The sequence below is a fragment of the Kitasatospora sp. NPDC056184 genome (genome assembly GCF_042268405.1).
Taxonomy (GTDB): Bacteria; Actinomycetota; Actinomycetes; order Streptomycetales; family Streptomycetaceae; genus Kitasatospora.
Genome location: NZ_JBHJUI010000025.1, coordinates 55,612 through 67,528 on the forward strand (window position 1 = coordinate 55,612; position 11,917 = coordinate 67,528).

At 74.1% G+C, this 11,917-nt stretch carries 14 protein-coding genes; 6 read left to right on the forward strand and 8 right to left on the reverse strand.

The window, feature by feature from the left end; genetic code table 11:
* The first annotated feature begins 31 nt into the window (after positions 1–31).
* Positions 32–784, forward strand: a complete 753-nt coding sequence (locus tag ACFC0B_RS33700) for a Clp protease N-terminal domain-containing protein (RefSeq protein WP_376094685.1) — start codon at positions 32–34, stop codon at positions 782–784.
* A gap of 56 nt (positions 785–840) precedes the next feature.
* Here the strand turns inward: ACFC0B_RS33700 and ACFC0B_RS33705 are convergent, their stop codons facing one another.
* Together ACFC0B_RS33705 and ACFC0B_RS33710 are read right to left on the reverse strand one after the other, a co-directional pair.
* Positions 841–1,332, reverse strand: a complete 492-nt coding sequence (locus ACFC0B_RS33705; protein WP_376094688.1) for an NUDIX domain-containing protein — start codon at positions 1,330–1,332, stop codon at positions 841–843.
* 59 nt (positions 1,333–1,391) lie between these two features.
* The gene (locus ACFC0B_RS33710; protein WP_376094691.1) at positions 1,392–1,829 is read right to left on the reverse strand and encodes an SRPBCC domain-containing protein; all 438 of its coding nucleotides are present in this window, start codon (positions 1,827–1,829) and stop codon (positions 1,392–1,394) included.
* 160 nt (positions 1,830–1,989) lie between these two features.
* On the opposite strand from ACFC0B_RS33710, the gene ACFC0B_RS33715 reads away from it, so the two are divergent.
* Positions 1,990–2,394: an STAS domain-containing protein gene (locus ACFC0B_RS33715; protein ID WP_376094694.1), complete on the forward strand. Its 405-nt coding sequence runs from the start codon at positions 1,990–1,992 to the stop codon at positions 2,392–2,394.
* Here ACFC0B_RS33715 and ACFC0B_RS33720 read toward each other — a convergent pair.
* From ACFC0B_RS33720 to ACFC0B_RS33730, 3 genes are all read right to left on the reverse strand, one after another.
* The gene (locus tag ACFC0B_RS33720) at positions 2,287–3,279 is read right to left on the reverse strand and encodes a sigma-70 family RNA polymerase sigma factor (protein WP_376094696.1); all 993 of its coding nucleotides are present in this window, start codon (positions 3,277–3,279) and stop codon (positions 2,287–2,289) included. The two genes, ACFC0B_RS33715 and ACFC0B_RS33720, sit on opposite strands and share 108 nt — an antisense overlap.
* A 142-nt stretch (positions 3,280–3,421) precedes the next feature.
* Positions 3,422–3,697, reverse strand: a complete 276-nt coding sequence (locus tag ACFC0B_RS33725) for a hypothetical protein (protein ID WP_376094698.1) — start codon at positions 3,695–3,697, stop codon at positions 3,422–3,424.
* 138 nt (positions 3,698–3,835) lie between these two features.
* Positions 3,836–4,102, reverse strand: coding sequence for a UBP-type zinc finger domain-containing protein (locus tag ACFC0B_RS33730; RefSeq protein WP_376094700.1), 267 nt, complete (start codon positions 4,100–4,102; stop codon positions 3,836–3,838).
* A gap of 77 nt (positions 4,103–4,179) precedes the next feature.
* Between ACFC0B_RS33730 and ACFC0B_RS33735 the strand changes: the two genes are divergently transcribed.
* Positions 4,180–6,663: a lysylphosphatidylglycerol synthase domain-containing protein gene (locus ACFC0B_RS33735; protein ID WP_376094703.1), complete on the forward strand. Its 2,484-nt coding sequence runs from the start codon at positions 4,180–4,182 to the stop codon at positions 6,661–6,663.
* Between the two features lie 25 nt (positions 6,664–6,688).
* On the opposite strand, the gene ACFC0B_RS33740 is transcribed toward ACFC0B_RS33735, so the two are convergent.
* Positions 6,689–6,880, reverse strand: a complete 192-nt coding sequence (locus tag ACFC0B_RS33740) for a hypothetical protein (protein ID WP_376094706.1) — start codon at positions 6,878–6,880, stop codon at positions 6,689–6,691.
* A gap of 212 nt (positions 6,881–7,092) precedes the next feature.
* Between ACFC0B_RS33740 and ACFC0B_RS33745 the strand changes: the two genes are divergently transcribed.
* The 3 genes from ACFC0B_RS33745 to ACFC0B_RS33755 all read left to right on the forward strand — a co-directional run bounded on the left by ACFC0B_RS33745 (position 7,093) and on the right by ACFC0B_RS33755 (position 8,901).
* The gene (locus ACFC0B_RS33745; RefSeq protein ID WP_376094709.1) at positions 7,093–7,563 is read left to right on the forward strand and encodes a carboxymuconolactone decarboxylase family protein; all 471 of its coding nucleotides are present in this window, start codon (positions 7,093–7,095) and stop codon (positions 7,561–7,563) included.
* A 127-nt stretch (positions 7,564–7,690) separates the two neighbouring features.
* Positions 7,691–8,335 carry a class I SAM-dependent methyltransferase gene (locus tag ACFC0B_RS33750; RefSeq protein WP_376094712.1) on the forward strand — a complete coding sequence of 215 codons (645 nt, stop codon included), beginning with the start codon at positions 7,691–7,693 and terminating at the stop codon, positions 8,333–8,335.
* Entirely contained in the window at positions 8,332–8,901 is a 570-nt protein-coding gene (locus ACFC0B_RS33755) for a TrmH family RNA methyltransferase (protein ID WP_376094715.1), read from the forward strand. The genes ACFC0B_RS33750 and ACFC0B_RS33755 overlap by 4 nt, the downstream gene beginning before the upstream one ends.
* Before the next feature lie 101 nt (positions 8,902–9,002).
* Here the strand turns inward: ACFC0B_RS33755 and ACFC0B_RS33760 are convergent, their stop codons facing one another.
* The gene (locus ACFC0B_RS33760; protein WP_376094718.1) at positions 9,003–10,061 is read right to left on the reverse strand and encodes an MDR family NADP-dependent oxidoreductase; all 1,059 of its coding nucleotides are present in this window, start codon (positions 10,059–10,061) and stop codon (positions 9,003–9,005) included.
* On the reverse strand, positions 10,058–11,824 hold the full coding sequence (locus tag ACFC0B_RS33765; RefSeq protein WP_376094721.1) for a phytoene desaturase family protein: 1,767 nt from the start codon (positions 11,822–11,824) through the stop codon (positions 10,058–10,060). The genes ACFC0B_RS33760 and ACFC0B_RS33765 overlap by 4 nt, the downstream gene beginning before the upstream one ends.
* Positions 11,825–11,917 lie beyond the last annotated feature (93 nt).

Genomic DNA, 11,917 nt, shown 5'->3' on the forward strand with positions numbered 1-11,917 from the left:
ACCCTCGGGTCGACAACCTACGGTTGACGCTATGGAGAATCCGATCGTTCCCAAGACCACTCAGCTGCGCCTCGACGACCTGATCGACGCGATCAAGAAGCTCCACAGCGACGCGCTCGACCAGCTCTCCGACGCGGTCATCGCCGCCGACCACCTCGATGAGCTCGCCGACCACCTCATCGGCCACTTCGTCGACCAGGCCCGCCGCTCCGGCGCCTCCTGGACCGACATCGGCCGCAGCATGGGCGTCAGCAAGCAGGCCGCCCAGAAGCGCTTCGTGCCCAAGGACCCGGCCACCCCGAACGACCTCGACCCGAGCCAGGGCTTCGGCCGGTTCACCGACCGGGCCCGGCACGTCGTGATGGCCTCGCAGGAGGAGGCCCGCCAGGCCGGCAACGCCGAGATCGGCGCCGAGCACCTGCTGCTCGGCCTGCTGGTCGAGCCGGACGGCCTGGCCGTGCGGGCGCTCGCCGCCCAGGGCATCGCCCCGGAGGCGCTCCGCGCGGCCGCGACGGCCGCCCTGCCCGCGCCCGACGCCGAGGTGCCGGCGCTGATCCCGTACGACGCGCAGGGCAAGAAGGCGCTGGAGCTGACCTTCCGGGAGGCCCTCAAGCTCGGCCACAACTACGTCGGCACCGAGCACATCCTGCTCGCCCTGCTGGAGCTGGAGAACGGCGCCGGGGTGCTGAACGACCTCGGGGTGGAGAAGGCCGCGATCGAGCGGTTCGTCAGCGAGATCCTCGCCGCGTTCGCCGCGTCGGGGACCGAGGACCCGCAGGACTGACCGGACCGTTCCGGGGCCGCGCGGGACGGGCGCGGCCCCGGAACACCGTCGGCCGCTCAGAAGCCCGACACGCGGGTGGTGACGATGCGCACCCGCCCGTCCGCCTTCGCCTCCAGGGCCGCCCGCAGCCGCAGCGACCGCGCCGGGCCCAGCAGTTCGAACGCCTCCTGGTCGCCGACCCAGCGGTGGTCGTCCAGTTCACCGGCCGGGACGGCCACGGGGGTGCCGTCCGGGACGGTGCCGAAGTCGAAGAGGAAGTGCTCGGCCGGGTGGTCGAGTTCGTCCGAGGGGTGGGTCCAGGAGATGGCCAGCAGGTCCCCGGCCTCCCGGACGATGCCGGTCTCCTCCAGCAGCTCCCGGGCCGCGCACTCGGCGGGCCCCTCCCCCAGGTCGATCGTCCCGCCGGGGAACTGCCAGTACTCCCGGTACCCCGCCTTGACCAGCAGGATCCGCCCGGACGCGTCCCGCAGGACGCACCCCGCCGCCGCGTAGATCCGCGGCAGCGAGGCCAGCCACTCTTCACGGGACTTCAACGGCTCGACCGACACGACGGGGCCTCCTGGGGTACGGGGACAGCGTGCCCCCACTCTGCCAGCCGCCGGAACGGTCAGCTCCGGGCGGCCAGGTGCTCGACCAGGCGGTCGAAGCTGGAGTTGTGGCCGGCCTCCGCCTCCGGGCCCAGGAACATCGCCGGGACGTTCTCCTGCTCCATGAGCACCCGGGTGCGGCCGTCGCCGAGGTCGACGAGGGTGATCCGGCCGGTCAGGCCGACGCCCTCCTCGAAGAACTCCAGCATCTCGCCCTCGCGGATCGCGGTGAACCGGGCGCGCAGCGGGTAGCGGTCGCCGGTCGCCTCGATCACCATCGTGCTGTCGAAGCGCCCGCCGACCTCCGGCTGGATGGTCACGGTGTCCAGCGGCACGTGGGTGCCGACCGGGCCCCAGAAGCGGACGAACTGCTCGGGCTCGACGTACGCCCGGAAGACGTCGGCCGGGGCGGCCGGCAGCTCGCGGACGAGGGACAGGGTGCCGAGGTTCTCGGTCATGGTGGTGGTTCCTTCTGCTCGGTCGACGCGCCGCTCAGTGCCGCGCTTTCACAGGGGTAGACCGGGGGCGCCGCGGAAACTCATCGCTCTCCGGAGAAGTTTTTTCCGGGAATCTCCCGGCGGGCCGATGAGGCCGGTCCGCCGCACCGGTCTCATCTCCGTGGAGACCGAACCGAAGAACGAACCGAAGACCGAGCCGAAGAACGAACCGAGGGCCGACCGGCGAACCGGGCCGCAGGCCGGACCGGAGGCGCCCGCCGACCGCGTGCTGCGCTGCGACCTGGGCGCCCTGACCGCCCCCGACCTGGCCGTCGTCGACGCCCTGGCCCGGCTGCGCCTCGCCGCCGCCCGGCACGGGGTGCGGCTCGTCCTGCGCAACGCGGGCGGCCCGCTGCGCGAACTGCTCGCGTTCAGCGGGCTGGCCGCCGTCCTCCCCGTCGAGGAGGACGCCGCGGGGCTACTCCCCGGCCCGTTCCCCGGCCGCCAGTCGCGGCGGCAGGCCGAAGAGCGGGAACAGCACCTCGGTGTCGAGGAAGTTGGTGAGCCCGGTGATCCGGCCCGCTGACACCTCCAGCACGATCAGCGCCCACGGCTCGTGGCCGCCCTCCGGGCTCGGCCGGTACTGGCCGAACGCCGGGCTGCCGTTGGCCGTCGCCGGCACCAGCCGCGAGCCCCGGCAGCCGCTGCCCGGCCCGAGCATCCACTCCCGGAGGTCCGCGTGCCCGGTCAGCCAGAGCGCGAACGGCGGCATGTTGAGCGTGACGTCCTCGTGCAGCAGCGCCGCCAGGCCGTCCATGTCGTACGCCTCGAAGGCGGCGACGTACCGGTCCAGCAGCGCCCGGTGGTCCTCGTCCAGCGCGGGGGCCGGCCGGGACCCGGCCGGGTCGGCGGCGAGCGCGGCCCGGGCGCGCTGGAGCGCGCTGTTCACCGAGGCGACGGTGACGCCGAGCAGCTCGGCGACCTCGTTGGCCCGCCAGCCGAGCACCTCGCGCAGGATCAGCACCGCCCGCTGCCGGGGCGCCAGCCGCTGGAGCGCCGCGACGAAGGCCAGCCGCACCGACTCGCGCTGCGCGGCCACCTCCGCCGGGTCGCCGGTCTCGGGCAGCACCCGGCCGTCCGGCGCCGGGCCGATCCAGGTGACCTCGGGCAGCTGGGCGTCGCTCGCGGTGGCCACGGTGGACGGGCCGGCCAGGTCCATCGGCCGGGCCCGGGCGTTGCGGCCGTTCAGCGCGTCCAGGCAGACGTTGGTGGCGATCCGGTAGAGCCAGGAGCGCAGCGCGGCGCGGCCCTCGAAGCCCCGGTGGCCGCGCCAGGCGCGGACCATGGTGTCCTGCACCGCGTCCTCGGCCTCGAACACCGAGCCGAGCATCCGGTAGCAGTACCCGGTCAGCTCCGTCCGGTACCGCTCCAGCTGGAGCTCGACCGGCTCCTCCGTCATCAGCTCGGCCATCGCCCGCGCCCCCGCTCACCTGCTGCCGTCGATCGCCAGGAACCGTACCGCAGGCCACCGACAACGCCGTCGCCCGCGCCACCGCGCGCACCCGGCCGCCGCCCTGGACGCGGGTCGGGGGCGGCGGCCGGGGCGGGAGCGCTCAGTGCGCGCTGTGCTTCTCGGCCCCGCGGTGCCGGTGTCCCCGCAGCTCGGCGTGCTGCGCGGGCGCGGAGTGCGGGACGGCGGTCACCGCGCCGCGGCCGCCGTGCCGGAAGGAGTCGGCGCCCGCCGCCCCGTCGCCGGCGGCGGACCACGGGGTTCCGGTGCGCGGCCGGGGCGGGAGCGTGTCCGGCGTGGTCGCCATGCACCGGCGTTCCAGCAGTTCCTGGGCGCCGCGGCGGAGCGTGGGAGAGCCTCCCGCTGTTCGCCTGGTCATCGTCGGCCTCCCTTCGGTGGCCGCCGGCCGGAAGGGTCCCGACCGGGGGCCGCACGGGCGTTATGTCCCGATTGTTCGGGGATTACACCTCAACCCATGGCCGCCGGAACGTCAACCCGGTCGACCCGGTCACGCCGGTCACCCCATGAGCTCGTGGACGAAGCACCACCGCCAGTCCTCCCCCGGCTCGTAGGACCGGATCACCGGATGGGAGGTGTTGTGGAAGTGCGCGGTGGCATGCCGCTGCGGCGAGAAGTCGCAGCAGCCGATGTGGCCGCAGTCCAGGCACAGCCGCAGGTGCACCCAGTCCCGGCGCCCCTGGGCCAGGCAGTCGGCGCAGCCGTCCTCGGGCGGCAGGGGCGCGATGTCCCGGGGTGCGGCGGCGAGGTCTTCGCAGGCGCTCATGGAACGCACAGTAGTGACGCCGGGCCCGCCCCGCTCCCCGGGACACGCTCCCGGGACCGCGTGGGAGCATGCCGTTTGTGGCGGATGCAACGGGGAACACGGCAATCAGCACGACCGGCGACACGGGGGACCCCCCGTTCCCGGGCATATCCGGCACCGGCCGGGTCCGGCAGCCCGCGGCGCTGATCCGGCTGCTCGCCGGCCTCGCCGCGACCGCCCTGGCCCTGCTCTGCGCCGACTACGCCCGCGCCACCACCAGCGGCCTCGCCGAGGACGTCGCGGCCGCCGCCGCACTGGTGCCGCACCCGCTGGGCGGCGTCGCCACCGGCCTCACCACCGCCGCCCTGCTGCTCCTGCCCGGCTACTCGGCCGCCCGCCGCCTGCTCCGCGCCCCGGCCGACCGGCGGCACGTCCTCCAGCAGCTCTCCGACGGCGTGCTGGCCGCCGTCCTGGCCTACGGCGCCGCGCTCGCCCTCGACCTCTGGATCGACGGGTCGGCGCCGTTCTCCCTGGTCTCCGCGCTCACCCAGCCGCTGCCCGGCGACCCGCTCGCCCGCACCGCGCCGGTGTACGGCTACCTCGCCCCGGTCCTCGCCTTCCTCACCGCCTCCGCGGCCCGTGAGCGGCGGGTGCCGTGGACTCTCCTCGCCCTCTCCGCGCTGGCCGGCCTCGCCTCCGGGACCGCCACCCCGACCGCCCTGCTGCTGGGGGTGCTGATCGGCTGGACGGCCGCCCACGGCACCCGCTGGGCCGTCGGCACCCCGGACCCCAGGCCCCGGCCCGCCCTGCTGCTGCACGGCCTGCGCGAAGCCGGCCTGCGCCCGGTCTCCGCCGTCCCGGCCGGCCCGGACCGCTACCTGGTCCGGCAGCAGGACGGCCGCCCCGAGCTGGACGTCCGGCTGCTCGACCGGCAGGCGGTCACCGCCGCCCTGGTGCAGCGGGCCTGGCGGCGGATGCGGCTGCGCACCGCCCCGCACCCGCGCGCCCTGTGCTCACTGCGCAACGGGCTGGAGCACGAGGCCCTGGTCTCCTACGCGGCCGTCGCCGCCGGGGTCCGCACCCGCCGGATCGCCGCCACCACCGAACCCTGCCCGGACACCGCCGCGGTCGCCTACGAGCGGCTGCCCGGCCGCACCCTGGACGAGCTGGCCGACGAGGAGCTCACCGACGCGCTGCTCGCCGACGCCTGGGGCCAGCTGGCCCTGCTCCAGCGGAGGGCGATCGCGCACCGCGCGCTGGACCCCTCCGCGCTGCTGGTCGACGGGGCGGGGGCGGTGCACCTGGTGGACCTCGCGGACGGCGACATCGCGGCGGGCGAGCTGGTGCTGCACAGCGACGTCGCCCAACTGCTCACCACGCTCGCGCTGCGCACCGGGGCGGAGCGGTCGGTGCGCAGCGCCGTGACGGTGCTCGGCCCGGACGCGGTCGCCGCCGCCATGCCGCTGCTCCAGCCGATCGCGCTGACCCCCGGCACCCGGCACGCCCTCAAGCGGGCCGCACGGGCCGCGCAGGCCGCGCAGGCCGCACCGGCCACGCCCCCCGCGGAGGGCACGCCCGACCTGCTGGAACAGATCCGCGCCGAGGTCCTCCGCAGCCGCCCGCAGGCCCCCGTCCGGCCGGTCCGGCTGGAGCGGCTGCGCCCCCGCACCCTGCTCGCCGTCGGCGGCGGCGTGGTGGCCGGCTGGCTGCTGCTGTCCCAGTTCGTCGCCACCGACCGCAACCCGTTCGCCGCCGTCGCCGACGCCGACCCGTTCTGGCTCTCCCTCGCCCTGCTCACCGCGGCCGCGAGCCACGTCATGGGGGCGATGGGCTTCGTCGGCTTCGTCCCCGAGCGGCTGGACTTCCGCAACGCCGTGCTGGCCCAGGTGGCCGGCTCCTTCGTGAAGCTGGTCTCCCCCGGCGGGGTCGGCGGCGTCGCCCTGAACACCCGCTTCCTCCAGCGGGCCGGCATCCCGACCGCGCAGGCGCTGTCCAGCGTCGGGGTCGGCCAGCTGCTCGGACTGGCGCTGCACGTGCTCCAGCTCGTCGCCTTCATCTACCTGACCGGCGCGGAGACCGGCGACTCCGAGCGGCGCGCCCTGCCGCTCGTGACCGTCGGCCTCGCCGTGGCGGTCGCCCTGCTGGCGGCGGTGTCCGCGATCGCGCCGGCCCGGCGCTGGCTGGTCGCCCGGCTGCGCCCGCTGACCGCGGAGGTGCTGCCCCGGCTGGTGGAGCTGCTGCGCAACCCGGGACGCCTGGCGGTCGGCTTCACCGGGCAGCTGATGGTGTCGATCGCGCTGATCGCCTGCCTGTACTGCTGCACCCGGGCGGTCGGAGAGGATCCGGGCTTCGCCGCGGTCGGTGTGGTGTTCCTGATCGGCAACGCGGCCGGGAACGCCGCGCCGACCCCCGGCGGGGCCGGTTTCGTGGACACCGCGCTGGCGGGTGGGCTGGTGGCCACCTCGATGGAGCACGGCGCGGCACTGGCCGCCGTCACGCTCTACCGGCTGCTCACCCTCGTCCTGCCGGTGCTCCCGGGCTGGGCGGCGTTCAGCTGGCTCCAGCGCCGCGGGGCGCTCTGAGCGCCGGTCCCGGCTCGGCGGCGGGCTACTCCCGGTACTCGTCCTCGTCGAGCTGGACGACCCGGCTCTGCTCGGCGACGTCCGCCACGTCGGTGGCCGGGTCCGCGCCCAGCGCGCGCCGTTCGGCCAGCTCGTCGTACTCGTCCTCCGCCGTCTCCTCGTCCGGCTCCGCGGCCTCGTCGACCTCGTCCAGGTAGTCCTCGTGGTTCTGCGGCATGGCGTCCGTCCTCGTTCCTCGAAGGTTCCTCGGAGGCTTCTTCCGACCCGCTGGCGACTGCCCGGTGGGGTACTGGCAGTATCCGTCGGCCGCCGCCCGGGCGCGAAGTGCCGGCGGCCCGTCGGCGTGTTGCCGCCCACCCGGATTGACCCGTGGAAACCGATCGGAACTGCACCACACCCGGGGTGCACCCGCTCCCTGGGGTCGTCCTCGTGACGACGAACGCGAACGCCCCGCGGCACCCCGCCCGCCTCGACCACGCCCGCACCGCCCCCAGGGCCTTCCGCGCGATGATCGCGCTGGACGCCGCCGCCCGCGAGGGCCTCGACCCGGCCCTCGTCGAGCTGGTGCAGATCCGCTCCTCCCAGCTCAACGGCTGCGCCTACGGCCTGGACATGCACGTCAAGGACGCCCGCAAGGCCGGCGAGAGCGACGAGCGGATCTACCTGCTGCCGGCCTGGCGGGAGGCCCCCGAGGGCGTCTACAGCGAGCGCGACCGCGCCGCCCTCGCGCTGGCCGAGCAGATCACCCACATCGGCGGCGGCGTCTCCGACGAGGTGTACGGGCGGGCCGCCGAACTGTTCCCGGAGCAGGAGCCGGCCCGGCTGATCTCGCTCTGCTGCACCATCAACGCCTGGAACCGGATCAACGTCGCCACCCGCAAGACCCCCGGCACCCACTGACCCCGCCGGACCGCCCGCGCGGGGCAGAACGGGCCTCCCGGCCACCGGGGTACGATCGGAGCCGTACCAGCAGGGCTTACCCACACCTCCCGGTGGCCCCGAGGCCCTTACGAACGACGGGGAAACCATGTCCGGCTCGCACTACTTCACCGGTGCACCCGAGGTCGCCAGCGAGCGCCGGCCGATCACGGTCACCCTGCCGGACCTCACCCTGGAGCTCACCACCGACGCGGGCGTCTTCTCCCGCACCCGGCTGGACCCGGGCACCCGGATCCTGCTGGAGCACGCGCCGCAGCCCCGGGTGCGCGGCCCGATCCTGGACGTCGGCTGCGGCTACGGCCCGATCGCGCTGACCTGGGCGACCCGCCGCAAGCGGCTCCCGGTCTGGGCGGTGGACGTCAACGGCCGCGCCCTGGACCTGGTCCGGCACAACGCCGAGTCCCTGGGGCTGGGCAACGTGCAGGCCGCGCTGCCCGAGGAGGTCCCCGCCGACCTGCGGTTCGCGGCGATCTACTCCAACCCGCCGATCCGGATCGGCAAGGCGGCGCTGCGCCGGCTGCTGGAGCAGTGGCTCGGCCGGCTGACCCCGGACGGCTCCGCCTTCCTGGTGGTGCAGAAGCACCTCGGCTCGGACTCGCTGCAGAAGTGGCTGAACGAGCAGGGCTGGCCGACCACCCGGCTGACCTCGGTCAACGGGTTCCGGATTCTGGAAGCGCGGCCCCGCCCGACGGCGGGCGAGGGCCCCGAGAGTGGACGAGGGACGACGTCGTGAAGCAGCTCCGCGGGACCGAACTGAAGCGGCTGCACCGCTCCTGGCGGCGTGGCAACGAGTTCCGGCTCGCGATGATCCTGGAGAACCTCCAGTCGCCGTTCAACGTCGGCTCGGTCGTCCGGACCGGTGCCGCGATGGGCGCGGAGAAGCTCTACCTCACCGGTGACACCCCGTCGGTGCGCTCCTCCGGCGCGCAGAAGGCCGCCATGGGCACCGACAAGTACCTGAAGGTGGAGCACCACCCGACCGTCGCCGAGGCGATCGCGGCCGCGAAGGCCGACGGCTTCAAGGTGGTCGGCCTGGAGCTCGCCGACGAGGCGGTGCCGATGTTCGCCGCCGAGCTGACCCCGGCGGTCGCCTTCGTCCTCGGCCACGAGGACCGCGGTGTGACGCCGGAGGCGCTCGGCCTCTGCGACCAGGTGGTCTTCGTGCCGCAGCTGGGCCGGGTCGGCTCGCTGAACGTCTCCGCCGCCGCCACGGTGGCCTGCTACGAGGCGCGCCGCCAGGGGTACGCGCTCACCGGCACCCCCGACGGCTCGGACGCCGGTGGCCCCGACGAGGACTGAGCCCCACCGTGGGCTGAGGCCCACCGCGGGCTGAGCCCCGCCGTGGACTGGGCCCCGCCGCGGGCGGGAGAGGGCCGGCACTCTCCCGCCCGCGGACCGGCTCACACCTGGACCAGCACCTTGCCCCGGTTGGCCTCCCGGTCCAGGTAGAGGCTCCGGTAGGCCTGCGGGATCGCGTCGAAGCCCTTGTGCACGGTCTGGTGGTAGCGGATCTCCCCGCTGCCGACCAGCCCGCCCAGCTCCCGGTGCATCTGCGCCAGCAGCGGCTCGGTGAACCACTCCTGGGCGAAGATCCCGCGGATCGTGGTGCGCGGGAACATGATGTACGGCAGCAGCCGCGGCCCGGTCAGCTCGCCGTTCACGGTGGTCGCCCACTGCCAGCAGACCGCCACCCGGCTGTCCACGTTCAGCATGGTGAACACCGCGTCCGTGATGCTCCCGCCCAGGTTGTCGAAGTACCGGTCGACGCCGTCCGGCGCGGCGAGCAGCAGCGCCTGCCGGGCCTTCTCCGCGTCGTCGGTCTGCGCGTAGAGCACCACCTCGTCGAAGCCCAGCCCGCGCAGGTACTCCGCCTTGCCCGCCGAGCCGGTGGTGCCGACCACCCGGCCGGCGCCGGCCCGCTTCGCCAACTGGCCCACCAGGGTGCCGATCGAGCCGGACGCGCCGCTGATCACCACGGTGTCGCCGGGGCGGACCTCCAGGAAGCGGGTGAGCGTGCCCCAGGCGGTCATCCCGGGCGCGCCCATGATGCCGAGCGCGGTGGACAGCGGCAGCCGCTCGTCGTACCAGGACGGGTCGAGCCGGCGGTAGGCCGGGAAGACCATCGGGAAGGTGCCGGTGGTCCACAGCTCCTCGGCGCCGTTGTGGACGACGTGGGTGCGCCAGCCGCCGAAGCCCTGCACCAGCTCGCCGACCCCGAACGCCGCCTCCGGCCCGGCCCCGACCACCTCCATGATTGAGTCGGCGCCCATGTGGTGGCCGATCGGCGTCTCCAGCGCCAGGCCGTTCTGGTACGGGTCCACCGAGACGTACCTGGTCCGGAAGAGCATCTCGTCCGGCCGCAGGTCGATCTCGACGTCCTCCACGACCTTCTCGTAGACCCGGTTGACGTCGGGCACGCCGTCCAGGTGCTCCCGGACCACCCACTTCTCGATCCTCATGCCAGGGCTCCCGTCTCCATGTTCTCGCTGTCCTCGGTCCGCGCCGCCGCGCCGGCCTCCGCCGGCTCCGCCCGGACCGGCTCGGCGGCCCGGCCCACCGGGATGACCAGGTGCGTCGGCATCGGCGCGCTCCGGTCGATCTCGGCGGTGAACTCCAGCCCGTCGTCCCGGCAGACGAACTGCATGACGTGCCGTCCGGCGGCGGCCGCCCGGATCAGCCCGCCGATGGTCGCCCAGACCCCGGAGAGGTAGAAGTTCGACAGCCCGGGCAGCACCGGGCCGCTCCGCTTGATCTCCTCCTCCACCGTCTCGGCCCCCTCCACGAAGGGGTTCCAGCCGGGGAAGGTGCCGTCGTAGACGCCGGTGTAGCGGACCTGGGTCAGCGGGGTGCAGACGTCGGCGATCGCCACCGCGTCCTTGAAGCCCGGGAAGCGCTCGTCCAGGAAGCCGACGACGCCGTTGCGGACCCTGCGCTTGGCCGCCATGTACTCCCGGCCGTGCTTGACCGGCAGGGTGTGCAGCTCCTCGCCGCGCCGGATCCGGGAGGACTGCTCCGGGCCCTCGTGCAGCGCCCGCCAGGGGGCGATGTCGGAGAAGTACGTCGCGAACACCACCGTGGAGTCGGACGGCGCCAGCTCCGGGTAGTGCCGGGTGCGGAACTGGACGTTCATCGACGGGCAGCGGATCCCGGTCAGCTGGGCCGCCTCCCGCTCGTCCAGCAGGTAGGTGGTGCACGGGTCGCCCGCCGGGAAGGGCTTGCGCAGGCCGAGGAAGAGCGCCACGTACCCCGGCGACAGCTGGCCCGGCTCGTCGATCAGCGAGGTGTAGAGCCGGCGGTAGGTGTCGTTGAGGTACTGGCCCTTGAGCAGCTTCATCACCGTGGTGTGGCCGTCGGCGGCGGACACCACGATGTCGGCGCGGTACTCCCGGCCGTCGCTGAGCCGCACGCCCACCGCGCGGTCCCGCTCGACCAGGATCTCCTCGACCTTGGCGTTGTAGGTGATCTCCCCGCCGAGCCCGCGGTAGCGGTCCTCGATCGAGCGGGCCAGCGCCAGCGAACCGCCCTCCGGCACCCCGGCCGCGTGGTTGGCGTGCGAGGCGAGCTGGAAGTAGAACGGCAGCACCGGGAAGGCCGGGTGCTTCTCGTAGAGGATGAAGTTGAAGGCCTCGCGCAGCAGCGGGTCGCGGAACCGCTGCGAGAAGTCCGTCATCAGCACCGCGATCGACTTGCGGATGGTGTTGAAGTACGGCGTGAAGGAGGCCAGCATCCGCCAGCGCTCCAGCCGGCCCATCAGCCCGACCGGCTTGAGGAACGGGTAGGCGGCGAGCGCCTTGCGGAAGGTCCGGATCCCCGCGCAGAACTCCCGGATCGGCGCGGCGTCGGCCGGCGAGAGGCCGAGCAGGTGCGCCTCCAGCCGGTCCGGGTCCGAGTAGAAGTAGACCGCCCGGCCGTCCCGGCCCCGGACGATGTTGAACACGTCGAAGTGCCGCATCTCCTTGCCCTGGAGCGCGCCCAGTTCGAGCCAGATCTGGTACATCTCGTTGCCCGGGCCGTTGCCGAGCAGCCAGCTGATGCACCAGTCGAAGGTGAAGTCGCTGCGGTCCCAACCGGTGCAGGAGCCGCCGGGGATCTCGTGCATCTCGAAGATCCTGGTGCGGTAGCCGTTCATCCGGGCGTAGCACCCGGTGGACAGGCCTCCGAGACCGCCTCCGACGATGATCATCGACTCCCGCCGGCGTGCGGTGTCCGTCTGCCGTGCCATTCCTGGCCTTCCTCGTCGTCCTTGCTAGCCGTGCCGTGCTTTGCCTAGCCGTGCCGTGCCGTGGCGTCAGTGGGGGTGGCGTCCGCGGGGGCG

Excerpts from the sequence above, each read along its gene's own strand:
- ACFC0B_RS33700 (WP_376094685.1), top strand. The coding sequence starts at position 32 with ATGGAGAATCCGATCGTTCCCAAGACCACTCAGCTGCGCCTCGACGAC.
- ACFC0B_RS33710 (WP_376094691.1), bottom strand. The coding sequence starts at position 1,829 with ATGACCGAGAACCTCGGCACCCTGTCCCTCGTCCGCGAGCTGCCGGCC.
- ACFC0B_RS33720 (WP_376094696.1), bottom strand. The coding sequence starts at position 3,279 with ATGGCCGAGCTGATGACGGAGGAGCCGGTCGAGCTCCAGCTGGAGCGG.
- ACFC0B_RS33725 (WP_376094698.1), bottom strand. The coding sequence starts at position 3,697 with ATGACCAGGCGAACAGCGGGAGGCTCTCCCACGCTCCGCCGCGGCGCC.
- ACFC0B_RS33730 (WP_376094700.1), bottom strand. The coding sequence starts at position 4,102 with ATGAGCGCCTGCGAAGACCTCGCCGCCGCACCCCGGGACATCGCGCCC.
- ACFC0B_RS33740 (WP_376094706.1), bottom strand. The coding sequence starts at position 6,880 with ATGCCGCAGAACCACGAGGACTACCTGGACGAGGTCGACGAGGCCGCG.
- ACFC0B_RS33750 (WP_376094712.1), top strand. The coding sequence starts at position 7,691 with ATGTCCGGCTCGCACTACTTCACCGGTGCACCCGAGGTCGCCAGCGAG.
- ACFC0B_RS33760 (WP_376094718.1), bottom strand. The coding sequence starts at position 10,061 with ATGAGGATCGAGAAGTGGGTGGTCCGGGAGCACCTGGACGGCGTGCCC.
- ACFC0B_RS33765 (WP_376094721.1), bottom strand. The coding sequence starts at position 11,824 with ATGGCACGGCAGACGGACACCGCACGCCGGCGGGAGTCGATGATCATC.